29 protein-coding genes are annotated in these 25,083 nt (G+C 65.6%); 11 read left to right on the forward strand and 18 right to left on the reverse strand.

All coding sequences use genetic code 11. The features are described 5' to 3' along the window. Positions 1-4: 4 nt before the first annotated feature. The 3 genes from F600_RS27645 to F600_RS27650 form a co-directional block, all read right to left on the reverse strand. On the reverse strand, positions 5-475 hold the full coding sequence (locus tag F600_RS27645; protein WP_018160403.1) for a Crp/Fnr family transcriptional regulator: 471 nt from the start codon (positions 473-475) through the stop codon (positions 5-7). Next, positions 459-1,595 (reverse strand): 4Fe-4S dicluster domain-containing protein, encoded by a 1,137-nt coding sequence (locus F600_RS0109640; RefSeq protein ID WP_018160404.1) that lies wholly within the window; start codon positions 1,593-1,595, stop codon positions 459-461. The genes F600_RS27645 and F600_RS0109640 overlap by 17 nt, the downstream gene beginning before the upstream one ends. A gap of 109 nt (positions 1,596-1,704) precedes the next feature. Next, positions 1,705-2,367, reverse strand: a complete 663-nt coding sequence (locus tag F600_RS27650) for a hypothetical protein (protein WP_018160405.1) — start codon at positions 2,365-2,367, stop codon at positions 1,705-1,707. An 88-nt stretch (positions 2,368-2,455) separates the two neighbouring features. Here F600_RS27650 and F600_RS0109650 point away from each other — a divergent pair, with 88 nt between their 5' ends. Continuing rightward, the gene (locus tag F600_RS0109650; protein ID WP_018160406.1) at positions 2,456-3,550 is read left to right on the forward strand and encodes a hypothetical protein; all 1,095 of its coding nucleotides are present in this window, start codon (positions 2,456-2,458) and stop codon (positions 3,548-3,550) included. A gap of 128 nt (positions 3,551-3,678) precedes the next feature. Here the strand turns inward: F600_RS0109650 and purD are convergent, their stop codons facing one another. Beyond that, entirely contained in the window at positions 3,679-4,935 is a 1,257-nt protein-coding gene (gene purD / locus F600_RS0109655) for a phosphoribosylamine--glycine ligase (RefSeq protein ID WP_018160407.1), read from the reverse strand. A 64-nt stretch (positions 4,936-4,999) separates the two neighbouring features. Here purD and F600_RS0109660 point away from each other — a divergent pair, with 64 nt between their 5' ends. Continuing rightward, positions 5,000-5,380, forward strand: a complete 381-nt coding sequence (locus tag F600_RS0109660; protein WP_018160408.1) for a nitroreductase family deazaflavin-dependent oxidoreductase — start codon at positions 5,000-5,002, stop codon at positions 5,378-5,380. Here the strand turns inward: F600_RS0109660 and F600_RS0109665 are convergent. Next, on the reverse strand, positions 5,377-6,504 hold the full coding sequence (locus tag F600_RS0109665; protein ID WP_018160409.1) for an acyl-CoA dehydrogenase family protein: 1,128 nt from the start codon (positions 6,502-6,504) through the stop codon (positions 5,377-5,379). The genes F600_RS0109660 and F600_RS0109665 overlap by 4 nt on opposite strands. Before the next feature lie 94 nt (positions 6,505-6,598). Here F600_RS0109665 and F600_RS0109670 point away from each other — a divergent pair, with 94 nt between their 5' ends. Next, complete coding sequence (locus F600_RS0109670; protein ID WP_018160410.1) at positions 6,599-7,297, forward strand: winged helix-turn-helix transcriptional regulator; 699 nt, start codon at positions 6,599-6,601, stop codon at positions 7,295-7,297. Here F600_RS0109670 and F600_RS0109675 read toward each other — a convergent pair. From F600_RS0109675 to F600_RS0109710, 9 genes are all read right to left on the reverse strand, one after another. Next, entirely contained in the window at positions 7,294-7,968 is a 675-nt protein-coding gene (locus F600_RS0109675; protein WP_018160411.1) for a hypothetical protein, read from the reverse strand. The genes F600_RS0109670 and F600_RS0109675 overlap by 4 nt on opposite strands. Positions 7,969-7,988: 20 nt before the next feature. After that, complete coding sequence (locus F600_RS0109680; RefSeq protein WP_018160412.1) at positions 7,989-8,669, reverse strand: response regulator transcription factor; 681 nt, start codon at positions 8,667-8,669, stop codon at positions 7,989-7,991. Positions 8,670-8,721: 52 nt separating this feature from the next. Then, entirely contained in the window at positions 8,722-9,411 is a 690-nt protein-coding gene (locus tag F600_RS0109685; protein ID WP_018160413.1) for an O-methyltransferase, read from the reverse strand. Between the two features lie 15 nt (positions 9,412-9,426). After that, the gene (locus F600_RS0109690; protein WP_018160414.1) at positions 9,427-9,822 is read right to left on the reverse strand and encodes a hypothetical protein; all 396 of its coding nucleotides are present in this window, start codon (positions 9,820-9,822) and stop codon (positions 9,427-9,429) included. A gap of 81 nt (positions 9,823-9,903) precedes the next feature. Then, positions 9,904-11,283 (reverse strand): sensor histidine kinase, encoded by a 1,380-nt coding sequence (locus F600_RS0109695; RefSeq protein WP_018160415.1) that lies wholly within the window; start codon positions 11,281-11,283, stop codon positions 9,904-9,906. Positions 11,284-11,359: 76 nt separating this feature from the next. Then, the gene (locus F600_RS32360) at positions 11,360-11,662 is read right to left on the reverse strand and encodes an ester cyclase (protein ID WP_018160416.1); all 303 of its coding nucleotides are present in this window, start codon (positions 11,660-11,662) and stop codon (positions 11,360-11,362) included. Continuing rightward, positions 11,659-11,850: a nuclear transport factor 2 family protein gene (locus F600_RS32365; RefSeq protein ID WP_156024505.1), complete on the reverse strand. Its 192-nt coding sequence runs from the start codon at positions 11,848-11,850 to the stop codon at positions 11,659-11,661. The genes F600_RS32360 and F600_RS32365 overlap by 4 nt, the downstream gene beginning before the upstream one ends. Before the next feature lie 104 nt (positions 11,851-11,954). Next, complete coding sequence (locus F600_RS0109705; RefSeq protein ID WP_018160418.1) at positions 11,955-14,006, reverse strand: glycosyltransferase family 39 protein; 2,052 nt, start codon at positions 14,004-14,006, stop codon at positions 11,955-11,957. Next, complete coding sequence (locus F600_RS0109710; protein WP_081628794.1) at positions 14,003-15,262, reverse strand: bifunctional glycosyltransferase family 2/GtrA family protein; 1,260 nt, start codon at positions 15,260-15,262, stop codon at positions 14,003-14,005. The genes F600_RS0109705 and F600_RS0109710 overlap by 4 nt, the downstream gene beginning before the upstream one ends. Before the next feature lie 66 nt (positions 15,263-15,328). Here F600_RS0109710 and F600_RS0109715 point away from each other — a divergent pair, with 66 nt between their 5' ends. The 3 genes from F600_RS0109715 (at position 15,329) to F600_RS0109725 (ending at position 17,035) form a co-directional block, all read left to right on the forward strand. Next, positions 15,329-15,751: an HIT family protein gene (locus F600_RS0109715; protein WP_018160420.1), complete on the forward strand. Its 423-nt coding sequence runs from the start codon at positions 15,329-15,331 to the stop codon at positions 15,749-15,751. A gap of 26 nt (positions 15,752-15,777) precedes the next feature. Then, positions 15,778-16,488, forward strand: a complete 711-nt coding sequence (locus F600_RS0109720) for a GAF and ANTAR domain-containing protein (protein WP_018160421.1) — start codon at positions 15,778-15,780, stop codon at positions 16,486-16,488. A 217-nt stretch (positions 16,489-16,705) separates the two neighbouring features. Further along, a complete protein-coding gene (locus F600_RS0109725) occupies positions 16,706-17,035 on the forward strand; it encodes an STAS domain-containing protein (RefSeq protein WP_018160422.1) in 330 nt (109 codons plus the stop codon). Here F600_RS0109725 and F600_RS0109730 read toward each other — a convergent pair whose 3' ends face one another. The 4 genes from F600_RS0109730 to F600_RS0109745 form a co-directional block, all read right to left on the reverse strand. After that, on the reverse strand, positions 17,036-17,863 hold the full coding sequence (locus F600_RS0109730; protein ID WP_156024506.1) for a SigB/SigF/SigG family RNA polymerase sigma factor: 828 nt from the start codon (positions 17,861-17,863) through the stop codon (positions 17,036-17,038). Positions 17,864-17,938: 75 nt separating this feature from the next. After that, positions 17,939-18,355 carry an ATP-binding protein gene (locus tag F600_RS27660; RefSeq protein WP_018160424.1) on the reverse strand — a complete coding sequence of 139 codons (417 nt, stop codon included), beginning with the start codon at positions 18,353-18,355 and terminating at the stop codon, positions 17,939-17,941. A 59-nt stretch (positions 18,356-18,414) separates the two neighbouring features. Next, positions 18,415-19,797: a sensor histidine kinase gene (locus F600_RS0109740; RefSeq protein WP_281168295.1), complete on the reverse strand. Its 1,383-nt coding sequence runs from the start codon at positions 19,795-19,797 to the stop codon at positions 18,415-18,417. A gap of 37 nt (positions 19,798-19,834) precedes the next feature. Continuing rightward, complete coding sequence (locus F600_RS0109745; RefSeq protein ID WP_018160426.1) at positions 19,835-20,563, reverse strand: response regulator transcription factor; 729 nt, start codon at positions 20,561-20,563, stop codon at positions 19,835-19,837. Positions 20,564-20,696: 133 nt separating this feature from the next. Between F600_RS0109745 and F600_RS0109750 the strand changes: the two genes are divergently transcribed. From F600_RS0109750 to F600_RS27665, 5 genes are all read left to right on the forward strand, one after another. After that, the gene (locus F600_RS0109750) at positions 20,697-21,461 is read left to right on the forward strand and encodes a hypothetical protein (protein ID WP_018160427.1); all 765 of its coding nucleotides are present in this window, start codon (positions 20,697-20,699) and stop codon (positions 21,459-21,461) included. 10 nt (positions 21,462-21,471) lie between these two features. Then, entirely contained in the window at positions 21,472-22,020 is a 549-nt protein-coding gene (locus F600_RS0109755) for a hypothetical protein (protein ID WP_018160428.1), read from the forward strand. A 72-nt stretch (positions 22,021-22,092) separates the two neighbouring features. Further along, a complete protein-coding gene (locus tag F600_RS0109760) occupies positions 22,093-22,755 on the forward strand; it encodes a YcnI family copper-binding membrane protein (protein WP_018160429.1) in 663 nt (220 codons plus the stop codon). Continuing rightward, positions 22,752-24,239 carry a copper resistance CopC/CopD family protein gene (locus tag F600_RS0109765; RefSeq protein WP_018160430.1) on the forward strand — a complete coding sequence of 496 codons (1,488 nt, stop codon included), beginning with the start codon at positions 22,752-22,754 and terminating at the stop codon, positions 24,237-24,239. The genes F600_RS0109760 and F600_RS0109765 overlap by 4 nt, the downstream gene beginning before the upstream one ends. Before the next feature lie 73 nt (positions 24,240-24,312). After that, entirely contained in the window at positions 24,313-25,074 is a 762-nt protein-coding gene (locus F600_RS27665; RefSeq protein ID WP_018160431.1) for a class I SAM-dependent methyltransferase, read from the forward strand. Positions 25,075-25,083: the final 9 nt, after the last annotated feature.

Here is a 25,083-nt window from a genome sequence, read left to right on the forward strand (position 1 = left end):
GCTGTCAGTGCTGCTCACGGGGACTCCGGTACACATCGAGCAGCCGGGCCCGCGTGGAATTGAGCCGATGAACCAACTCGACGAACATCGACGTCGTCAGCATGTACCCGAACCTCGGGTCCGCCTTGGCCAGCGAGACGAGGCCATCTGTGTCGAGAACGATCGTGGTCGTCGGTTCGAGCGCGACGGCGCCGAACTGCCACCGCCCGTTCGGAACGAGCCACGATAGACCGACGATGTCGCCGGACGACACGGTCTGAACGACCACCCGACCTCGTCCCGGGACGCTGAAATCGAGTGCGACGGTTCCTGTTTCGACGAGCCAGCAGCCGTGGGCCGCGTGCCCCTCGGTGAAGAGCCGGTCGCCTTCTCGGTAGCTGACCCGCTGCGCCCCTTGGGCGATGAGCAAGCGTTCCGCGGCCGGTACGTCGGCGAAAACCGGGAAGTGGGCGAGTGCGTCACTCAGAGTCGTCATCAGCGCCTCCCGTCGAGTTGGCGGACAGCCGCGCAGCTTCCTCGGTGATGTCGATTCCCACTGGACACCAGGCGATGCAGCGTCCGCACCCGACACATCCCGAGCTGCCGAACTGGTCGTGCCAGGTGCCGAGTTTGTGCGACATCCATTGCCGGTACCGACTCGCGGCCGAGGTGCGCACGCTGCCGCCGTGGATGTAGGAGAAGTCGACATCGAAACACGAGGCCCAGCGCTGCCACCGTTCGGCGTGATCCCCGGTCAGGTCGGTTACGTCCTCGGTGCTGGTGCAGAAGCACGTGGGGCACACCATCGTGCAATTCGCGCAGGTCAGGCACCGGCTGGCGACGTTCTCCCAGTGCGGCGATTCGCGTGAGCTGAGCATGAGCTCCCGCATGTCGATGTCCGGCATCGATCGGCCCATCCGGCCGGCCGCCGCCGCGACGTCGGCGCGTGCCGTCTCGACCTCAGCAGGTTCGGCGGCCCGGTGCGGCAACCTCGCGAGGACACCGCGTCCGGCGTCGCTCGCGGCATCGACGACGAACGCGTGTCCGCCTTCGTCGATGCGCTCGGTCAGGGCGAGGTCGTAGCCCGGTCCCGCGGCCGGTCCGGTCCCCATCGACGCACAGAAGCACAGACCGCCAGGTTCGGTGCAATTCACCGCGACCACGAACAGCGCCTCGGTGGTTCGAGTAAACGAACTGTCGGGGTGTGCGCCTCGGCCCAGGACATTGCTCAGGATCTTGATCGCCGCAAGGTCGCAGCCGCGAACCCCGAGGAACGCGTAGCGCGGCGGATCCGAACTCTCAGCCACGAACACGCCGTCAGCACCGGCCGACCACAGCCTGCGGTGGGCCGGATGGAGGAACTGTTTCCAGGATTGCGGACCGGCCGAGTGACCGAACACGGCGTCGTCGGCCCGGCGCCGCAACCGGTACATCCCGGGAGCGGTGTCGACGCCCCAACCAGCCGGCAGTTCCGTCCCGGAGCCCAGTTCGGCGAGGACGATCGCGCTGTCGCGCACGGTCGGCCCGATCACCCGGTATCCGAGCTCGATCAGAACCTCGACGAGGCGATCCAACCCGGCACGGTCGAGAACCGCCGACGCGTCAGCGGCAGTCATGGGAGGCGATGAGCGACATGCAGAATTCGGACCACTTCATAATCCAAACGCCTCTCGCGACTGGACGCCTAGGGCCGGAAGTCCGAGTCCTAAGTCACTCGCATGGAGGTCAGTGTTGGCCGTTCCAGAAGCCGACACCCACCGCGATCCACCAGCAGATTTGCGAAACTGTCGCAGTCGCGCCACCGCGGAGCATGAGCCCGACCGGCAGCGTCCCCGTGCCGACCGCTCCCATCTTCCGGCCGAGGGCCATCGCCTGGATTCCATTGACCGTCAGAATCAGCACGGCGACGACCTTGACCTGCGTCAACGCACTCGACAGCACGGGACTGAGCACCATTCCGCTGACGACGAGCCCGGCGAGGCCCACCCAGATCGGAATGCCGACGCGCTCCGCCGAGCGGACCGCATCGGACAGCGTCGAGCGGCCGAGCACCCACAGGATCAGGTGGTAGTCGGCAATCAGCACCGCACCGAACCCGATCGCCAGCGCGACCAGGTGCAGGAACAGACCCGCCAGCCGCAGCGCCGGATCAACGGTGAGGTGCTGTGACATCCAGATCGCGGCGCCGATGCCCGCGCACGCACCAACCGACACGACGGCCGTCAGGATCGGTGAATCCAAAACTCCCACCGGTTTGACGGGTTCGGCGGCGAACCACTCGTGCTTCGTCGGGACCGGATGTTCTGGGCCCCACGAGACCGAATCCTCGTGCACCGACGGCAGGTGGACAACGACTTCGTCCGACGTGCGTCGTGATGCAGACGTCATCGCAATCCTTCCTTCAGGTTGACATCCGAAGCTATGTTAGGACAGGCTAAGCAAACTTTCAGGCGATTGCAAAGGGGTGGATGAGGCAATGGGCGTTGGCATCACGATCGGTGACGACCACGCAATGGCTTTGTCCGGCAATGACTCCTGGCGCGTTCGGAGCACGGGCGCAGCGTTCGCGGACAAGGCGGTCAGCGCGGTCGCAGTCTTCGCCGGCCAGCGGTCCGCGGTGAGCTATCCCGCACGGTTCTCCCCAGAAGAGATCGCCGAGGCTCGCTCCGCGCTCGATTCCGCGGGGCTCGGGTCCACTGTCCTGATTCCTGCGCCGATCGCTGCGGTGCAGTGGCTGCAGAACTCATCGGAGGTGGTTCCGCCGGGATTCGTGGTCGTGTGCGGCGTCGAATCCGGGGTCACCACTGTCGCGACGGTCCAGGTCGGCAGGAAGCTGAGCCTGGCCGGGCGGGCACTCGAATCCGCCGCTGACCTCCACCTCGCCGATCTCATTCGCCATCAACTCGCCGATGCCGGTCTCTCGCGACGGCAGGTCAGCTACGTGCTGTTGACCAGCGCGTTCCCCGTCGAAGGAGTCCAACAGATCGCCGACAGCCTGGGCATCCCCGTCGCCACGGACGCCACGCCCTCGACGATCGTTCTGCGCGGAGCGGCGATCATCGCGGAGAAAGCGACCAGGCCCGCACCGATCCCCCGGCTGCTCATGGCCGGCGCCGCCGCTGCGGTCTTCGTCGGATTCGGCAGTCTGGCACTGGCATCGGTGTTCGAATCGGAATCTGGAGCGACCGCTCACGCGCAAGTCTCGGACGCGATCAGCCGGCCGCTCGCGTCGCACCCGGCGTCCGCAACGCCGACCACCACGTTTCGGTTCGAGCCAGTGCCCGTCCCGACCGCAGAACCACATCCGGAAGCGGTTGTCGACGCGATCTTTGCACCGCTTCCAGAGCAGGCGCCCATCGAAGAATCAGTGCGGGCACCCGCACCGACGGAAACGACTGAACAATCGCCGGAACCGACATCCTCAGCGCCAACCACTACCCCGACGACAACGTCGACGGCGCCAGAGATAACGGTGAGTACGGCGCCATCGACCACCGAGCCGACAGTCGAACAGCCGCCGACCTCGGAAGTCCGGCCAGCTGATCAGACGCGGCCGCGAACGGCACGGTGAGGTTGCCAGAGTGTCGTCGTGAACCGCTATGAGCGACAAGCAGCGACTGAGCGACTCTTGCCATGTCGCTGAGTCGCTCGTTGTCGCTCATAGCGGTCGGCAACGAGGACGCCGACCCGACCGGCTGATCAGATGCTGATGCGTCCCTCGACCGCAGCCAGGCCGATGTCGCTGCGGAAGTGTCCGCCCGGAAGCTTGATGCCAGCGAGCGTGGCGTAGGCGGCGTCACGTGCGGCGACGAGGTCCTCCCCCACACCGACGACACTCACGACGCGGCCACCGGCGGAAACCACGGCGCCATCCTCATCGCGCTTTGTCGTGCCGGCGTGCAGCACATTGGCGCCAGTGGCACCGGTGATGACGTCACCCATGCGCGGACGGCCCGGGTAGTTCTCGGCCGCGAGAACGACGGTGACGGCCGACCCGTCCTTCCAGCGCGGCTTCTCCACACTAGCGAGCGTTCCGGTCGCGGTCGCGTACAGCAGTTCACCGAGCGGGCTCTCGAGCATCGCGAGCACGGCCTGGGTCTCCGGGTCACCGAAGCGGCAGTTGAACTCGACGACCGAAGGGCCGTCCTTACCGATCGCAAGACCGGCGTAGAGGAGCCCGGAGAAGCCGCATCCACGCTTGACCATCTCGGCGGCAACGGGTTCGCACACCTCGGTCACGATGCGGTCGACCATGGCGTCCGGCAGCCACGGCAGGGGCGTGTACGCACCCATGCCACCGGTGTTCGGGCCGGTGTCGCCGTCGCCGACGCGCTTGTGGTCCTGTGCCGGCAGCAGCGGAACGACTGTCGTGCCGTCCACCAGGCAGAACAGCGAGACTTCCGGACCGTCGAGGAACGATTCAAGGAGCACCGGGTGCCCGATCTCGAGGCACTCGGCGGCGTGCTCGCGCGCCTTGAAGCGATCCGGCGTCACGACGACGCCCTTGCCGGCGGCGAGTCCGTCGTCCTTGACGACCCACACCGGGCCGAAGCGATCGAGCGCCGCGTCAAGCTTGGCCGGGTTGTCGACGACCTCGCTGTGCGCGGTCCGCACGCCCGCGGCGGCCATGACGTCCTTGGCGAATGCCTTCGATCCCTCGATGCGGGCCGCGTCGCGCGACGGGCCGAATGCCGGGATACCGGCCGCACGCAGCGCATCCGCGACACCCAGGACCAACGGCACCTCGGGGCCGATGACTACGAGGTCGGCCGCAAGTTGTTGAGCCAGTTCGGTCACCGCGGCACCCGAGGACGCATCGACGGGAACCGTCTTGGTGACGACGGCGATGCCGGCATTACCGGGCGCGCACACCACCTCGGTGACCGAAGGATCCCGAAGAAGACCGTTGACGAGGGCATGCTCCCGAGCGCCGGAGCCGATCACCAGTACGCGCACGGGTTCCAAGACTACGGGCGGGTAGGGCTTTTGAGGAACTGACGGTCCTGCAACGATGGTCCGTATGCCGCTTCCAGTACCCAAAGGTGCCAAGCAGTTCAACAAAGTGATCCTGCCGGTCGCACGACATGCGCCCGTGTACGCGGTGATCCGGCACGTCGGACGCAAGTCCGGCACGACCTACGAGACGCCGGTCGCGATCGTGCGGTCCAAGGGTGTCATCCGCATCGGACTGCCCTACGGCAAGAACGTCGACTGGGTTCGGAACATCTGCGCCGCAGGCGAATTCACGCTGGTTCACTTCGGCAAGGAGCACAAGTACGTCAGTCCCCTGGTCATGGAGGACTCGACCGCGAAGTGGGCACCGATCCCGGCGCGGCCGATCATGCGCGCGCTGAAGGTCGGCTCCTACCTGCAGGCGACCGAGTCCTCGGCGACGTCCTAGTCGACCCCGAGCGCGAACTTCCCGGCCCGCAGCAGAGTTTCCTCCGGCGTGAACGGATGGAACTTCGCCGCGCGGACGTCGCGGAGGGCGCGTTCGATGATCGAGCCGCGGAAGTAAGCGCCGCCGCTCGCGACCTCCATTGCGAGATCGCACACTTCGAAGCCGGCACGCGCGATCTCGGACTTCGCCGTCATCGCCGCGAACAAGGTGTCCATCGACGGTCCCGGATCGTCCCCGACCTCGCTGAGGGCACCCGCGAGCGCCCACCCGGCGACCTGCAGTTTGTGGTTCATCAAGCCGACCTGGCGCTGGATCAGCGGGTCCTGAGCTCGCGCTCCGACGCTCGCGACCGCCGCGTCGCGCGCGGCCTCGGCAACGCCGAGGTAGGCGCCCGCAATGATCGGCATCGCGATGCTTCCGATGACCTGCAGCGGTCCATCGACGACGCCGTAGGGGCGGTTCGCCAGAACACGCTCGTCCGGCACGAAGACGTTGTCGAGGATCACGTCGTTGCTGGCGGTACCGCGCATGCCGAAGGTGTTCCAGTTGTCGGCGATCGTCACGCCCGGTGACGCGAACGGGACGGCCATGTTGAGGACGCGTTTGCCCTGCTCGGGATCGTCGTAACAGAACATCGTCGACATCACCGCGCCCGCAACCGACTGGCTCGCGAACCGCTTGTGTCCACTCACGAGGTACCCGCCGTCGACCTTCGTGGCGTCCCCCTTCGGATGAGTCCAGTCACCGCCACCCGTCGAGACCAGGAGAATCTGCTCGTTCGCGACGCGCCGCAACGTCGCCTCGGCTCCGGGTAGGCCGCGGCGATAACGCCAGGCCGTGAACGCGACGACGTGTTGATGCATGGCAGATGCGAGCGCCGTCGATCCGCAATAGTGGGCGATCTGTCGCTGCAAGCCGGCGATCTCGCCGATGGTCGCACCGTCTCCGCCGAGCTCGATCGGCACCGCGGCCTTGAGCAGGCCAGCGGCCTTGAGCGCGTCGAACGACTCCACGACAAACGTGCCGTGGACGTCGTGTTCGGCGGCATGACGGGCAATGTCCGGCCCGATCTCGTCGACGCGGTCGATCAGTCGGGCGGCTGGGTGAGCAAGTGTTGTGGTCATGCATCCAACTGTCCGGTTTGCGAACATTCCCATCTAGTGCACGAAGTGCACCCAGCTGGTTCACAAAATGGACCACCGGTGCGACTATCGAGAAATGTCCGAATATGGCAACTTCTGCCCCGTCGCGCTTGCCAGCGAGGTGGTCGCAGACCGGTGGACGCCGCTAATTATTCGCGAGCTCGTACTCGGGAACACGCGGTTCAACGACATCGCCCGCGGGCTGGGCGGCATATCGCGCACACTCCTCGTTCAGCGACTGCGGCACCTCGAACGCAAGGGTGTCGTCGAGACCTGGCCATCCCCCACGGGCCGTGGCAGCGAATACCACCTGACGCCGGCTGGCAAGGACCTCGAACGCGTCATCGACAGCCTCGGGCGATGGGCCATCGAGTGGCTTTTCGACGAGCTGCGCCCACATGACGTCGACGCCATCACCCTGACGTGGTGGATGCACCGCCGCATCCGGCCCGATCGGTTCCCGCCGCGGCGGACCGTCGTCGAATTCCGGCACACCAGTCCCACTTCGCAAGTCCTGTGGCTCGTGCTCGACCGCGGTGAGGCATCGGTGTGCCAGCTCCATCCCGGGTTCGACATCGACCTCACGGTGACCGCGTCGACGCCCGCGCTCGCGGAGGTGTTCCAGGGTTACGCCGAATGGGCGGAAGCGGTGAGCGACGGCCGGATCGAGGTCGGCGGTACACCCCGGCTGGCGGCCGCACTACCGAGCTGGTTCTTGTGGAGTCCGTGGCATGACGTCACGCGAGAGAGGTCGAAGCGGCCCGAACCGGCTTAACGCCCGGATTCCAGCGCGCCCGCGATCCGGGTTTCGATGGCGTCGGTCGCCGGCTTCGGCAGGACGATCAGTCCGTCGAGTTCCTTGCGCGCCTTCTTGTATGCGGACTGTCGCTCGGCCGCCGTCGCGCCGTCATCGGCGGCGACGTTGATGAGCTTGCGCGCACGGTCGAGTGCGCCGCGCTCGGAGTCGCTGAATCCCCGCTGCTGCTGGCGCTGCGCCTCCCGCTCCGCGATGTCGAACGCGAGCCGGAAGTCCCGGACCGCGTTCTCGAAGCGTTCGAGTTCGGCCTGGTCTCTCAACGCGGCACGGTCCGTGGGCCGCAGATCGTCGGCGACGGACTTGGCTTCGTGGAACGCGACGGTCAGCGGCTCACGCATGTCGGTCATGAGCGGGAACTCGATGACTTTGAGGGCGTCGGTTTCGTAGGCGAACCAGCGGGCGTTGATGTCATCGTGGGCGGCGAGGGCACGATCGATGCGCTTGTCGGTGACGCGGGATTCCTCGAGCGCGGCGTTCTTGGCGCCGTGCTTGATGCGGAGCATCTCGATCTTGTCCTGGCGGCGCTTCTCGTTGTACATCGCGACGGACTTCGCCCAACCACCCGCGGCACCACCGAACACGAAAACGAGCCACCAGTACGAGCCAGCGAACTCCCAGAACTCATGCACGATTCCGAGGGTACTTGTCCTCAGACCTTGGCCTCGTCGGCCACCGTGTAGCCGACGCCGCGCACCGTCTCGATCGTCGAAGTGCCGAATGGAACGTCGATCTTGCGGCGGAGATAGCCGATGTAGACCTCGACGATGTTGCCGTCACCCTCGTAGTTCATGTCCCACACGGCCGTCAGGATGTTGTGCTTGGTGACCGCCGAGTTCTTGTTCCGCATCAGGTACAGCAGGACGTTGAATTCTCTTGGCGTCAAAGAAATCTCGACGTCGCCGCGGATGACCTTCCGCCGACCCGGGTCCAGGCTCAGCGACCCGACGGTGAGCACCGCGGGCCGTTCCGGCGCGCCCCGACGGATCAGGGCACGCAGGTGCGCGATGAGAACGACATACGAGAACGGTTTCGTCAGGTAATCGTCGGCGCCGAGGTCCAGCGCGTCACTCTGGTCATAGTCGCCGTCCTTGGCCGAGAGCATGAGGATCGGCGTCCAGATCTCGCGCTCGCGCAGCTGCCGAAGGACCTGGTAGCCCGACAGGCCGGGCAGCATGATGTCGAGAACGATGACGTCGAACTCGCCGGAGGTTGCCGCCTCCAGGCCCGCCGGACCATCGTGGGCGAGTTCGACAACAGCACCATCGGCCGCCAGCCCGCGCCCCAGGGTGTGGGCCAGGCGAACCTCGTCATCGACGATCAACACGCGCACTTGCGCACCCTTCTTGGCAGCGAATTACCTGAGCAGAACCATCCGAGCAGAACTATCCGAGGAACTGTGATTCCAGCACGATGTCCCGGATCACCGACTGATATTCAGCGTGACAGTGATGGGTGACGGTTCGCCACGTTCGCCCCTCTGCCTGCCTCAGATACTTGCGGTATTCCGGTGCGCCCGGGTACTTCACATTGTCGGCGACGACGACCGATCCGGGGTGCAGCCAGCCCGACCTTTCGAGCCGTTGCAAGTCCGGGAGGTAGAGATCCTTCCGGTGATCGACAAAGACGAAGTCGACGGAACCTGTCTCGAATCCGAGGTCATTCATCGCGTCCCCCAACCCCGCGACGACGACGGTCACCCGGTCCGCGACGCCGGCGTGCGCGAGGATCTTCTGCGCCATCGCCGCGCGCACCGGGTCGACTTCGAGGGTGAACAGCCGAGCCTGATCCGGCATGACCCGGGCCGTGCGCAATGCGCTATAGCCCATGTAGGTCCCGAGTTCGAGCAACAGCCGCGGCTGGGAACGGACGATCGCAGCGTCGAGAATTGCACCCTTCTCGTCGCCGACGTTCATGAGCCACTTGCGATTTCGCGCGAAATCGTCGATCGCGTCGATCACGGCGTCGAGGTCACCCGGGGTGGTCGACGTCGTGACGACGTCGACCAACTCCTCCTCACGACGATCGAATCGCGTGAAGATTCGAAGTACGGGATTGATGACGGAGTGCCACATGGCCGGCCACCTCGGTTACGGCGCCGGAGCCGGGGCCGGAGTCGTCGTCGGCGCGGTCGTGGTGGTGGTCGGCGTGGTGGTCGCCGGTGCCGTGGTCGTCGGCGCGGTCGTATTCGGCGGGCAGTCCCAACGCTGATGATGGTGACGGTAAGTCCGCTCGTTATCGCACCAGCCACCACCCCTGTGTCCGTAGCCGTGGCCGCGGCCGCCATCGACGGCGAGTCCGCTGCCGAATCCCACCACGAAGATGAACAAGCCCGTCGCGATGATCGCGATCAGACGCGTCCGATCCGACGTCGTCGACCATCGCCCCTGGGCGCGCTGACGGAAATCGTGGGCACGCTGACGAAACGACGGCTTTGCCGGTTCAGCGGCGGGGATCTCCTGCGTGTTCTCTGGTTCGTTGTCCATCGTGCTGCGGCCCTTCGTCGGCGAAATGACTGTTGTATGCAGTCTGCCGAGGTGCCGCTGTGAAACCGCTGAAAGAGAGTTTCAGCTGGTCAGGGGTAGTTCGATGTGGACGATCGCACCCGCGGATCCGCCCTCGAGGCGAATGCGGCCGCGGTGCGCGGCGATGATCTCCGCGGTAATCGCCAGGCCCAGTCCAGAACCGCCGCTCCCCCGCCCTCGGTCGTCGCCGACGCGGTAGAAACGGTCGAATACCCGGGCCTGTTCCGCCTCCGGAACGCCCGGTCCGTCGTCCGCGATCGTCAGGTGGGCTCGACCCTGCTCGCCAACGAGGTTGATCGTGACGGTCTCCGACGCGTACTTGATCGCGTTGTCGATGACGTTCCGGATCGCGCGCCCAAGCTGCGCCGGATCCGCCTGGATCTGAATCGGCTGGACCGAGATCACGACCGATTTCGTCGTGACGGTTTGCGCTCTCCGCACCTCGTCCTCCACCAACCCGTCGAGATCGACATCGACGAGGTGGAGCGGGATTCCATGTTCATCCGCGCGGGCGAGCAACAGCAGGTCCTCGATGAGACGCCGCATCCGCTCGGACTCGGGAATGAGAGTCGTCTGCACGAGCTCGGCATCGAGCAACTCCGGATGGATCGCCCCGACCTCGAGCGCCGCGGTGATCGTTGACAACGGGCTGCGCAGTTCATGCGAGGCATCGCTGACGAATCGCTGCTGGGCGCGGTGGGCGGCCTCGAGGCGCGCGAGCATCTCGTTCATCGTCCGTGCGAGGGCCGCGATCTCGTCCTTCGCTTCGGGTACCGGAACCCTCCCCGACAGTTTCGAGCTGCTGATGGAGGCAACGCGGTCGCGGATCCGCTCGACCGAACGCAATGATCTACCGATGACGAGGTACGTGGCGAGGCAGGCGAACGCGACGACCAACGGACTTCCGATCGCGGCGAGGGTCGCGGCGAGCTCGGCCGTGCCGTGGATGGCGCCGTAGCTCGTCGCCACGATGATCCGGTAGCTGCGGCCCTCGTACATCACCGTCTCGGTGGTCAGACGAAGGTCGCGAAACGGCCGGTCGGGACGCGATCCTTCGGATCGATCCGGCGGTCCTTGGTATCGCCGGTCCGTCAGCGGCGTCGTGGGACTCCCCTGCGAAGCCTGAACGACGACTCCGCGATCGTCGACGACCTGCACCGCGACGATGTTCGAGTCAGTCGTGAAGACCCCGACATCAAGGCGGCCGGGTGGTTCGGTACGGAATTGCGCAACAACCTGGTCCGCACGAGTATTCGCCGCCTCATTTGCGGCCCGCGTCAGCGACTCGTACATCATGAGGACGAATCCAGTCGCGTAGACGAGAACGGTCGCGGCCACGACGATGGCAACGATGAGCGCCGACTGAACCCGCAGACCCCACCGCCGCGGATTCAGCTCGATGTTCCTGCCGAGCACCTTCATGCCACTGCTCCCCGTCGTCGGATGCAGAGTGTCACCTTCGCACGCTGTGAATTCACTGAATGCGAATCGAAGAGGATTAGGCTTGGCGCTGCTCGCGGCGGAACAGCAAGGCGCTCAGGTACGCGGAAGCTTTGAGAATGAGCGGCGGTGGCGGACCCAGCTTCAGCTGCTCGAGCATCGACGGCACGTCTTCGGAATGCCACACTTCGGCGAGCCGGCCGTCGCGCACCTTGAAGATCTCCTGCCCGCCCATCGTGACCGGGCGGCCTGTCGGCGGAATGCCGAAGAGCTTCAGCGGACCGGTGTTCGTCGCGGTCATGGTCCACCGGCCGGTCACGTGCTCGTCGTCGGCGAACACGACGTCCGCGACGAACGTCATGTCCGGGAAGGCGGTCCGGATCTGGGTTGCCGCCAGATGTCTCCGGTCCAGCCAGTCGGCTGCCCCTTGATCGGCGTGTGGTCGATCAGATCCTCGGCGAGAATCTCCAGCGCAACGTGGTAATTGCCCTTGGTCCAGATCTCGTCGAGCCAGCGTCGGTACAGAGCGACGTTCTCTTCGGCGGTCATGGCGGACACTCTGCCACGGGTGTCCATGGTCGTCGCCTCGAGGCACCTGGACAGGACAGACGACTGCCCCGCACCGCGATCGCAGGTGCGGGGCAGTCCCGATTTCACGCTTTCGGACTCGTCAGGTCGTACACGGTGACGCCGTCGACAGTTGTCGAGGTGAAGTTGGCTTCGACCCACGACGTGATGTCCGAGTTCCCACCCAGACCACCCCCGAAACCTCCGCCACCGAGGAAATAGTGAATTTTCTTGTCAGTGACGTACTGCTTGAACTGGGCCAGCGTCGGCGACGGATCGCTGCCGTTGAAACCACCGATCGGCATGACCGGCAGTTGAGTCGCCAGTTGGTATCCCGACGCACTGTTCGAGCCGATCGTCGCCGCGACCCAGGTGTAGTGTTCGCCGTCCTCCTCGAGGAGGGCCGTCAGTGCGGCGGATGGACGGCTTCCATTCAGGAGTCCTCCCGCCGCACCACCCATGCCGAATCCGCGTTCGCCGGCACCCGGGAAGCCGCCAAGGAATCCGCCGGGTCCGCCGAACACCATCCCCTGCGGGGGCGTCATACCCCGGCGGCCACTGCCATCACGCATTCGGAAGCCGCCACCCATGCCGCCCGGACCAAACTCGCCTTCGACGCGAGGACCGGCCGAAACGATCGAACCCTCATGCGGAGTGACGACGGTTTCCGCGGCGTAGGCGGTCGGTCCGGCCAGAGCCGTCACGACACTGGCGACCGCGACCGCGACGGCGGTGCGCCGCGCCGGGACCAACACGCCGGTGGCCGCCAACAGTCCGGCGATCACCACGACCCACTTGACCCAGGGCGCGAAGTCGGCGGACCGACTGAGCAGTACCCATGACGTGATCGCAGTGGTGAACACCGTGAGCGCCAGCGCGATTCGCACCCAGACTCGATTGCGATGCTGCCAGGCGAGTACTCCGCCCGCACCGACGAGCGCCGCCACCGCGGGCGCCAGCGCAACCGTGTAGTACGCGTGGAAGATGCCGGCCATGAAGCTGAAGACGAGCGCGGTCACCAGCAGCCAGGAACCAAAGAGGACGAGCGCCGCTCGGCGCAGGTCAGTGCGCGGAGCACGGCCCCGGAGCACGAGTCCGACCACCAGAAGAAGGAGGGCGGCGGGCATGAGCCAGGCGATCTGACCGCCCTGGGCCGGCTCAAAAAGCCGCCAGATGCCGGTCTCGCCCCAGCCCATGCCGCCTCCCCTTCCCCCGGGTCCTCCGAACGCCTCGAACCCCGCGGGTAACTGGCCACCGAACGCCTCACGGCCCATGCTGCCGGGGCCGACGCTGCCCTTCTCATTTCCGGTCAGCCGGCCGAGCCCGTTGTACCCAAGAGTGAGTTCCAGGATCGAGTTCGTCTGGGACCCACCGATATACGGCCGGTCCGAGGCTGGCCACAGCTCGACCGCGGCAATCCACCACCCGGCCGACGCGATCATCGCGCCGCCCGCAGGGAACAGCTGAACGATGCGCTTGCCGAGCTTCGGCGGACCCGCGATGAGGTACGTGAGCGCAAGCGGCGGGACCACGAGCAGGACCTGCAACTGCTTGGTGAGGAAGCCGAATCCGACGAAGACGCCACACAGGAGCAACCACTTCGTCCGGCCGTCCTCGACGGCGCGCAGCATCGCCCACACCGCCGCGATCATGAGGAACACGAGCAGCGCGTCCGGATTGTTGAAACGGAACATCAGCACCGCGACCGGCGTGAGAGCCAGCACGAGGCCCGCGAGAAGTCCGGCAGCCGCACCGAAGTAGCGGCGCACGGTCGCCCAGGTGAGGGCGACCGATGCGACGCCGAGCAGTGCTTGTGGCACCAAGATGCTCCAGCTGCTGAGGCCGAAGGCGCGCACCGACAGCGCCATCAGCCACAGCGATGCCGGGGGTTTGTCGACGGTGATCGAGTTCGCCGCGTCCGAGGAGCCGAAGAAGAACGCCTTCCACGACACCGATCCGGCCTGTACTGCGGCGGAGTAGAACGAGTTCGCCCAGCCCGATTCGCCGAGCGCCCACAGATACAAACCCGCGGTACCGACCAGAAGAATGCCGAGGAGCGCTGGCTCCCAGGGTTGCTTTCGATCCGGAGGCGAAGCCTGCGCCTCAGGACTCGGTCGATCCAGCACCAACGTGCTCATTCAGATCCTCCGGCGAAAACCCACCGCAGGCCGATGAACCGCGTGATCGTCGCGATCAGGTTGGCGGCGACGAGAACGATGAGCTCGACCTCTCGAGTGGCGGACGGCAGGTAATGATGCAGCCCGAACAGTGCGCCCGAGGTGATCGCGAGTCCGAAACCGAAGATCGCGAGCCCTTGCAGATGGTGTTTGGCGAGCCCGTCCGACCCGCGGACCCCGAAGGTGAACGCGCGGTTGGCGGCCGTGTTGAAGATCGCCGTGATGAGCAACGAGAGGAAATTCGCGATCTGAGCACCGAACATCGGCTGCAGCGCGAGGTAGAAGAGTGCGTAAGCAACGGTGCTGAACACCCCGATGATGCCGAATCGGAGTGCCTGCGCCGGCATGCCTTCGGGGACGCCGGCGACGAGCGGCTCGCGGCCCATGGCCTCGCGCAATTTCGCGATCGGCAGTCGTCCGGTGATCAGCGCCTTGCTCAGCCGCCAGACACCCTTGAGGTCCTTCTTGATGGTGTCGCCGATGTCGACCCGGCTGTCCGGATCGTCGACCCAGTCCACCGGGACCTCGTGAATGCGCAGGCCGGCGCGCTCGGCGAGCACGAGCAGTTCGGTATCGAAGAACCACTCGCCGTCCTCGATGAGGGGCAGCAGCTCGCGAACGACGTCGGACCGCACGGCCTTGAACCCGCATTGTGCGTCCGAGAACCGGGCCTGGAGCGCGGTGTGCAGAAGCAGGTTGTAGCCGCGCGAAATGAACTCACGTTTGGGTCCGCGCACGACCCGCGACCGACGGTTGAGACGCGTTCCGATCGCGACGTCGGAATGACCCGAGATCAGCGGTGCGACGAGCGGCATGAGCGCGTCGAGGCCGGTCGAGAGATCGACGTCCATGTACGCGACGACCTTGGCCGGCGACGCAAGCCAGGCGGCACGAAGAGCCCGTCCCCGGCCCTTCATCTCGAGGTGGACGACCTCGACATTGTCGAATTCGGCCTTGAGGCGCCGAGCGACGAAGAGCGTGCCATCGGTACTCGCGTTGTCCGCGATCGTGATTCGCGCCGGATACGGCACTTCGTTGCGGAGGTACGCGTGCAGCCGGCGAACGCAGGGCTCGAGGTCGGACTGTTCGTTGTAGACGGGGATAACGACGTCCAGAACGGGCAGGGTCCCCCACCGATTCCGATCGTCACCGAGCTCGGCTGGCTCGGTCGGACCGGAAACCGTGGGCGGTTCCGCGGGAACGGTGCGTGTGGTCATGAACACAACGATGGCGAGACAGCCTCCGCCCGCCCTGTAGGAAAGCTGGCAGGTAGCTTCAAATGCATGGCTTCCGTATTCAGCGCAATCATCGCCGGTCAGATCCCGGGAGACTTCGTCTGGAAGGATGACGAATTCGTCGGATTCATGACGATCGCACCGGTCACCACGGGGCATGTGCTCGTCGTTCCCCGCGCCGAGATCGACCAGTGGCAAGACGTCGACGGTGAGGTGTTCGCCAAGCTCACTCGAGTGGCACAGGCCATCGGAAAGGCGTGCCGCCAGGCTTTCGACGCACCGCGAGCGGGCCTGCTCATCGCCGGGCTCGAGGTCCCCCACCTGCACGTTCACGTCTTCCCGGCGTTCCACCTCGGCGACTTCAACATCAGCAACGCCGACACGAACGCGACCGCCGAGTCCCGCAAGGACGCGGCTGCGAAGATCCGCGCCGCGCTCACCGAGCTCGGCTACGCGGAAGCGTCTGAATGACCGATCCCTCGGGTATTCCGCTAAGCGTGACTAGCCAGGACCCGCCGGCGGCCGACCCGGCGACGGTTTTGCAGAATCTCGCCCAGGTTCTGTACGAGCACGAGAGCTTCGACGACATCACGTCGGCGTTGTGCGTCGCCGCGACGATGCTGATCCCGGGCTGCGACCATGCCAGCCTGATGATGCGCGAGAGCGGGCGGTACTTCACCGCGGCGGCCAGCGATGACGTGGCCTTGACCGTCGATCAGTTTGAACGTCAACTCGAACAGGGGCCGTGCGTCGACGCGATCGAGGACGAGTCGGTGCAACTCGAGAACGACTTGTCCGCCCCCAGCCAATGGCCGGAACTGTCCAAAGCGGTCCTCGCCTCGACGCCCGTCCGTTCGGCGATGGCGTTCCGGATTCGGACGGACTCCGCCAAGACCGGCGCGTTGAATCTGTTCGCCGACCGCGTGAATGCGTTCGATTCGGCCGCGATGGACCAAGCCGTCATCGTCGCGGCCTTCGCGTCGATCCTGGTCTCGGCGCGGACCCACAAGGAGAAGTCTGACTCGCTGCTCGGCGGGCTGACCCATAGCCGCGAGATCGGTAAGGCGATCGGCCTCTTGATGTCGATCCACGGTATCGACGACGAGCAGGCGTTCGAATTGCTGAAGAGCGCGTCACAGCGGACGAACATCAAGTTGGCGGAGGTCGCCCGCCGGGTGGTCGACCAGCATCGGAAAACGCTTCGCTGACCTGGCTTTTCCCGAGCTGACCGCCCCTCGGCGATCAGGTATCATGGAACTCGGTTGAACACACAGCCAGGCGATTGCGCCTGCGCGAAACGCGGGGCTGTGTGAACTCCCGATTCTCCTCCGCCGGTCCTCGACCAGCAGGTTGTCAGTCGCCACCAACACTCACGTGCGACTGATATGGATGGCCCCGTTGCAATCAACAAACTCACTCACCGTCATGCACAGCATCGATGACGGAATCACTTTCGTGACGGTCGCCGGCGCGGTCGACATCGGAACAGTTCCGACGCTCGATTCCACACTGGAGACGGTCCTCGCCCGCGACCCGCGAGCACTCGTCCTGGATCTGTCTGACGTGGACTTCCTGGCCTCGGCCGGTGTGGAGAGCCTCGTCCGCACACAGGACCGACTTGGCCGCGCCCTCGTCATTGTGGCGGCGGCGCGTGCGGTTATTCGGCCGCTCGCGATCACAAACTTGACCGATGTCCTCACGGTGGTGCCCACGCTGCCGCAGGCCGTGGAGGCCCTTCGCCCCGCGATGGACTGATCAGGTGGCGTCGGCGTGTTCGCGCAGAAACGCCAGCGTCCGGGCGAGTTTGCGCGACACCTGCATCTGCGAACAACCCAGACGCTGTGCAATTTGCGATTGGGTCATCTCGTCGAAGAATCGCATCCGAAGGATCGCCAGATCGTCCGGCGGAAGCTGAGCGAGGAGAGGTTTCACGCTCAGCGCCTGCTCGACGTACTCGTATCCGGTTTCCTCGGCGGCGATCCGGTCGGCGATCGGCCGGTCTTCGTTGGACCCACCTGCCGCGGGCGTATCGATCGATTCGGTCGTATAGGCGTAGCCGGCGAGAAGGGCGTCGGTCACCGCCTGACGGTCGAGGTTCATTTCAGTGGCGAGTTCGCTAATCTTCGGCGCGCGACCCAGTTTCGCGGTCAACTCGTCGGCCACGGGACCGATCCGGAGGTGATTCTCCTTCGCCGAGCGCGGGACGGAAAGCGACCAACTGCGATCGCGGAAGAACCGTCGGACCTCGCCCATCATCGTCGGAACGGCATAGGACATGAAGCTCGCGCCGTGGTCGGGATCGAAGCGGTTGACGGACTGCAGCAGTCCGATCCGGGCGACCTGCTCGAGGTCCTCCATGGATTCCCCACGCCCCTTGAAGCGCAGTGCGATGTGCCGGGCCAGCGGTAGGCAGATTTCGATGATCCTGCGTCGCAACAACTCTCGATCCGGGTCATCCTCGGGGAGAGCCGCCAAGCGGACCAACAGCGGGTCCACGTCGTTGTAGGTGACGGCGTCGTCCGACACCGGATGGACCGTCACATACGTCGTTGTCTTCACCTGAGGCTTCAGGGCCGTCGTCATGATGAGCGCACCTCCAGTCCATACCCACATTGGTTGTCCCGAGAATGTGTTACCCACGCAAAGCGGATCAAACACCTATTTTTTCGGTGCGAGTTTGGTGAAGCTGATGGAGCCAACGGGCTGATCAGACGACGACCACAGCGCCAGGACTGCGGAATCGAGAACGTTGAGTTCGATGCTGTCGGTCACCGTGTCGAGAATGTCCCAGCCGAACGACTTGTCGCGGACCACCGACGATCGCACCGGCGCCGCGGCCACGGTCACCCGCAGTCCGTTGCCCAACGCTTCGAACGTCGAGTGCAGCACGGCGCCGTTGATGCAGCGGCGAAGCAGTTGCGTACAGGCCTCGTCGATCGCGAGTTGAATGTCGGAGATGACATCGAGGTCGAGGTCGACCGACATCCCCACGGTGCTCGCGACCGCGCGGATGACCGGCAACTGTTGCGCCGAAGCCGGGGTCTGTAGATGAATCACCGTCTCTGGTGGGGCCACAGGTCTTGAGTACCCCAAGACCGCGCATGCGATCAAGCCTTCAACAAATGGGCGCGTTGCTATTCGGAATCGTCCGCGTACACCGCAGCCGGCAGGTCGACGGTGAACACGCAGCCTTCACCGGGCGCCGTCTGCACCGTCACCTGGCCACCGTGGGCCGTCACGAGCGCGGAAACGATAGACAAACCGAGGCCCGTGCCACCGCTGTCTCGCGTTCGCGAAGTGTCGGTGCGGTAGAAGCGCTCGAACACGTGCGCCGCATCCTCGGGCGTCATTCCGGGCCCGTTGTCGGCAATGTCGACGTACACGCGCTCGTCCGCAGTCCGGACCGAAACGCGGACGTCGTCGGTGGTGTGCACCAACGCATTCCGAATCAGGTTCACCAACACCTGACGAAGCTTGCTGGCGTCGCCGATGACTTCCGCATCGCCGGCCGGGACGTGCAGCTCGATCGTTCGATCAGGGGCAGTCAGCGCAAGCTCGCCGACCAATTCGGTCGTGAGGGCGATCAGGTCGACCGGCTCCTGCTCGATTGGCCGCGAGGCATCCAATCGCGCGAGCATCATCAAGTCCTCGACAAGATCGCTCATCCGGTTGGCTTGCGTCTCGATGCGGTTCATCAGCATCGGCATGTCCGAGCTCGCGCCCTGACGGTAGAGCTCGGAGAAGCCGCGGATGGTCGTCAACGGAGTTCGAAGTTCGTGACTCGCATCCGCGATGAAGCGCCGCATCTTCTCCTCGGACCGGCGAGCAGCCTCCTCGGACGCTTCAGTCTTGGCGAACGCGACCTGAATCTGGTGGAGCATGCCGTTGATGGCGGCGGCCAATCGACCGATCTCCGTGCGGTCGCTCGTGAGCGGGACCCGACTGTGCAGGTCTCCGGCGGCGATCTCGGCGGCGGTGTGTTCGACCTGGACGAGTGGCCGGAGGCTGCGGCGGATGACGAAGTGCGAAGCGACGGCGAGCGTCGCCAGCACCAGCGCTCCGATCCCGATTTCGAGCGCCACGAGTCGATCGACGGTCTCCGCGGTTTCCCGCAGCCGCAGGCCGACGATCGTCGTGCCGGTTGCGGTGGTTTCGCTCAGGATTCGCCACTGCGCGTCGCCGTGATCAGTGGAACCGACGGTCGTGGGGCGGTCCGGCAGATCGGCCGGAAGCTCCGGGGTCGAACCGCCGATGTCGTTGATCCGGAACACGTAGCCCGTTGTGCTGTCCTGAACTTCGACGAAGAAGTCGCTCGGCGGACGTCGTGGGCCGAGACCGTTGTCGTCGGCGGGCGGCGGACGATGTGTGCTGTTCGGGTTCGCCCAGCCGCGCAGCGCGCCCTGAAGTTGCTCGTCGACACGACTGATGAGCGATTGCTCGATCGCGGACGTGACCGCGACCCCGGACAGCAGGAGTCCCAGTCCCGACAGCACGACGAGAGCCACTACGAGCGTCACCCGTAGCGGGACTCCTTTGATCACGGAGCCACCGTAATCACCGCGGTTCGCGCATGACGTAACCCACGCCCCGCAAGGTGTGGATCAATCGCCGGTCGCCGGTATCGACCTTCCGGCGCAGGTACGAAACGTAGGACTCCACAACGCCGACCTCGCCGCCGAAGTCGTAGCGCCAAACGTGGTCCAGGATGCGCGGCTTCGACAGCACCTTGCCGGCGTTGACCATGAAGTAGCGCAGCAGGGTGAACTCGGTCGGCGACAGCGACACCGGCTCTCCCGACTTCCACACTTCGTGGGTGTCGTCGTCGAGTTCGATGTCGGCGAAGGCGATGCGACCGGGCTTCTGCTCTTCGGTGGTTCGGCCGGAGCGGCGCAGGATGACGCGGAGACGAGCGACGACCTCTTCGAGACTGAAGGGCTTCGTCACGTAGTCATCCGCGCCGAGCGTGAGGCCGGTGATCTTGTCCGCCACATCGTCGCGGGCGGTGAGGAACAGAACAGGAGCGTCGATGCCGTCGGCACGCAGGCGCCGCAGGAGACCGAAGCCGTCCATGCCCGGCATCATCACGTCGACGACGAGCGCATCCGGCCGGAAGGTCTTCGCCTTGTCGAGACCCTCCATGCCGCTCGACGCGGTCGCGACGTCGAATCCCTGGAAGCGCAGGCTCACCGACAGCAGCTCCGCGATCATCTCTTCGTCGTCGACAACGAGGATGCGTGTCTTCGGGGTTTGGTCGATCGAGTTGCTCACCTGTCCACCGTGCATCACAGCCCTGCCGGATACCTGCGACAAACCTGCAAAGTTCCTGTGAACTAGGTCGTGTCTGGAAATCCGGCCGGATTTCCAGACACGACCTTAAGAAAGGGACAGCCTGTACCTCGGCAGTACAGTGAGTCGCATGGACGTCAGCTCGCTCGTTTCCGGGCCGGTCAAGGCCGCTTTTGCCGCCGCCGACTCCGCGTTGGTCCTGGCCGAGACATCGATCGGCGTCGCTCGTGTCACGACGAACCAGGCCGCCAAGACGCTGCACGCCGGAGCCCCGTCGGGCGGAACACCACAGGTCGAAGCGTTCGTGCGGTTCATGGGGATGCTCGAAAACAACCGGACTCTCGTCCAGGCGTTCCGTCCGGGCGGACCGGTGGAACGCATGCTCGAGCCGGGTGGTGTCGCGGACCGGTTGACCGCTCCCGGTGGCGCCCTCGATCGCCTCACCGCCCACGACGGGCTCCTCGACCGACTAATGGCCGACGGTGGTGCCATCGAGCGCCTGCTCGAGAAAGACGGGCTCGTCGACCGGTTGACCGCGCCTGGTGGGGCCGTCGACCGCCTCAGCGAGCCAGGCGGTGTCATCGACCGGGTGGTCGAGAAGGACGGCATCCTCGAAGTTCTCGTTCGCGAACGCGGTGTCATCGAACGGCTCGTCGCCGTCGACGGACCGATCGATCAGCTGGTCAGCCTGTCTGAAACCGTCGCGCATGTGGCGCCGAGCGTCGAACGTCTGAACCGCAGTGTCGAGGTGTTGCAGGAGACGACGGCCGTGCTGCGCACAACGGTCGTGCCGATCGCCGAGGCGGTCGCCAAGTTGCCCGCGAAGTGGCTCATGGGAGCCTTCGGACGGTCGAAGCCGGAGACTGTCGGCACAGAGCCGCACCTCAGCGACTAATCTGGCGCCCATGTCCTCACCGGGGTCGGGCCTCGTGCGCCTTGCGCGCACCGCTGTGCTCGCTTCGGTGATGATCTCGCTTGCGGCCGCGTCCCACGTCCTGGCGGGCGGCCACGAGCCCGAGTCCTGGGCCTTCCTCCCCGCCACTGTGGTGGCGTTGGGCGCGTCCTACGCGGTGACGTTCACTCGGACGAACCTCCTCGCCACATTCGGCGTTCTGAGCTTGGCGCAATTCGGATTCCACTCGATCGCCGAATGGTGTCCGCCGTGGTGCACCGATCCGATGGACCACATGGCCGAGCACGCGAGCAGCTCCGGCATGACCGCGGGTCACCTCACCGCTGCCTTTCTGACCGCGCTGGTCGTCGCGTATGGCGACCAATTGCTGTGGACGCTGTGGCGATGGGTGACGCGCGACGTACGAGTCGCGGCACGCATCGCGCTCGACGTCGAACACGTCTGCGCACCAATCTTTTTCGCCCGTCCCGTACCGGCTTCTCGGCCCGCGTCGGGTGCTCTCTCGCGGCGCGGTCCTCCGCTGTTTCCTGCCTTCGTCTGACACCGACCGGTCCCGATTGGACCGGTCCCTTCTCCTGCGCGCAAGCAGGCATTTTGAAAGGCTTGAAAACCCATGCGTATTTTCACGCGCTCTCTCGCGCTCGCCGGCGGTCTCCTCGTGGTGACCGCGCCCCTCGCGTCCGCGCACGTCACCGTCACGCCGGATACCACCGCGTCCGGCGGCTACGCCGTCCTCAAGTTCAGCGTTCCGCACGGTTGCGACGGCTCGGGCACCACCAAGGTCTCCGTCCAGATGCCCGAATCGATTCCGACGGTGAGCGCGACGATCGGCTACAACTGGACGATCAACAAGGTCATGACCCCGCTCCCGAAGCCGGTCGACATCGGACACGGCAAGACCATCAACGAGCGGGTCAGCGAAGTCGTCTACACCGCGAACGCGCCGCTGCCGGATGGCTACCGCGACACGTTCGAACTCTCGGTGAAGCTGCCGGAAGGCAAGGCCGGCGACAAGCTCGTCTTCCCGGTCATCCAGACCTGTGAGGTCGGCGAGACCAGCTGGATCGAGACCCCGGCACCGGGCCAGGACCCGGAGGCACTTGCCCACCCGGCTCCGACGATCACGCTCACCGCCGCCGAGGCAGAGGGCAGCACGGCATCGACGGCTACCTCGACCGACAGCGGAACGCGTGACATCGCGTTCGTCGGCCTGGGACTCGGTGCAATCGGCGCGGCTCTCGGACTCTTCGCGGCTGTCCGCAGCCGGAAGGAATGAAACGTGCCTCCGCGGCACTGGTGATGTGGGTGCTGCTGTTCCTCGGAGCAGCAGCACCCGCCTCGGCGCACGCGGTCCTCCTGTCCACGAGCCCGGGTGACGGCGAGGTCGTCACGTCCGAACCCGAAGACGTCACGCTGACTTTCAACGAACCGGTCACGGTGCGGGAAGTGAGCATCGTCAGCACCGGCAGGCCGCAGGAACTCCCAGCGCGTACGGTCGACGCCATCGTCCACGCGACGCTGCCGCCCGGCCTCGCGGAGGGTTCGTACATCGTCAGCTGGCGCGTCATCTCCGACGACGGCCACCCGATCGGCGGCGCGTTGACGTTCTCGATCGGCCACGCCAGCACCACAAACGCGGTCGCCGAGATCGACCATCCAGGCGTCACCTGGCTCATTCGGATAGCCCAGGCCCTGGCCTACCTCGGCCTTCTGGTCTCCTGCGGATTGGCGTTGTTCCAGGCTTGGGTCGCCCGCGAGGTGTCCGACGATCGCCTTCGCCGGATCGGCCTCGCCGCGGCGGCAACAGCGGCAGTCGGATTGGTCATCGGCCTGCCGGCATTCGAACTCGATGCCGATGGCACGGGCCTGTCGGGTCTGTTCGCCATGGAACCGTGGACCTCGGGTATCCGGTCCGGTGCCGGAGCGATGGCGGTGCTCGGAATCGCCGGCACGACCGTCGCAACGGTGTTCCGCAACCGCTGCATTCGCATCGCCGGTGCGGTCGCGGGCCTGGCCTCGCTGCCCGCGATGGGCCACTCGCGAACCTTCGAGCCGCCGATCCTCGTCATCGGCGCCGACCTCATCCATGTGCTCGCGGTCAGCGCGTGGATCGGCGGATTGATCGGACTCGTCGTGCTGTTCCGCCGACCTGAAATCGCTGATGTGATCAGCCGTTTCTCGCGGATTGCGGCGTGGCTCCTCGCCGCCCTCGTGACCACCGGCCTCATCCTCGGGTGGCGCATCGTCGGGTCGTGGGACGCCCTGTTCCACACCGGATACGGCCAAGTGCTCCTCGCCAAGGTCGCACTCGTTGCCGTGGCGGTCGCCATCGCGTACGTCAACCGACAACGCCTCAGCACTCCGAGTTCGGCGCGGCTGCGTAGTGAAAGCGCTGTGTTGTTTGTCGTCGCGGCGCTGACCGGGGTGCTCGTCCACCTGAATCCGACGCTGCCCGTCCAGCAGCTCATGGTGATGAAGCAGGAGAACGGCGTCCTGATCCACGCCGCAATCGCACCATGCCGAATCGGCGAGAACACCGTCACCGTGATGGTCCAAGGAGCGCAAGTGGAGGCTCCCACCATCACCGCGCAGATGACAACGGCGGGTATCGGACCGCTCAACGTGCCGGTGACCGCGCAGTCCAGCGGCGAATTCACCGCGCCGCTGACGTTGCGAAACAAGGGGCAGTGGACGATCGATGTGACGGTCCGGATTTCGAAGTACCAGGAGTCCACGACGATCCTGACGTGCACTCCGTAAAGCTGCCCGTCGGCGCATCGGCCCGCCTACACTCAGGGCCACCATGCGGGAAGCGGAAAGGTCGAGGACTCAATTGAGCGGCGAAGCCAGCGCGAATCTGGAGCGATTTCTCAAGCCTGCTGGGACATACGACCTCGTTCGACTCGGGCGCAATCACGACGGCGGCTACCTCGTCGATCGTCGTGATGTCCTGGCGTCGACGGCACTGATCTCACTCGGCATCAACGATGACTGGTCGTTTGAGAACGACTTCCTGACGATGAACCCGGTGCCGCTCGACGCCTACGACGGCAGTGTCTCGCCGCGGATCTACGCCCGGCGGATCGCCAAGTTCGCGTTGGCCGGGGATCGACGTCAGCTCACCTCGAGTGTCAACGCGCTGCGGACGTACCGTCGCTTCTTCCAGAAGGACCGCAGACACCACCCGCTGATGGTCGGCTTCGCAGGCGCAGAGGGTTCGACGACGCTGCGCGAGATTTTCGATGATCGCTCCGAGACCTCGGTGTTCCTCAAAATCGACATCGAGGGCTGGGAGTACCGCCTTCTCGACGACCTGGTGAAGTACGTCGACCGGTTGTCTTCGCTGGCGATCGAGTTCCACGACTATGACCTGCATGTCCCGCGCGTTCGGGACTTCATCGCCGCGACCAACCTCAGGGTCGCGCACGTGCATGCCAACAACTGGAGTCCGATCTCGGATATGCGCACTCCCCTGGCATTGGAAGTCACGCTGAGCAGTTCGAACCCCGTCTCTCCGGAACCCGCGCCGCTGCCGCACCCACTCGACCAACCCAACAACGCGACCCGCCCCGAAATCTCCATCCACTTCGACTAACCCGGAGTC

It is taken from the genome of Smaragdicoccus niigatensis DSM 44881 = NBRC 103563 (genome assembly GCF_000380645.1).
Classification (GTDB): Bacteria; Actinomycetota; Actinomycetes; order Mycobacteriales; family Mycobacteriaceae; genus Smaragdicoccus; species Smaragdicoccus niigatensis.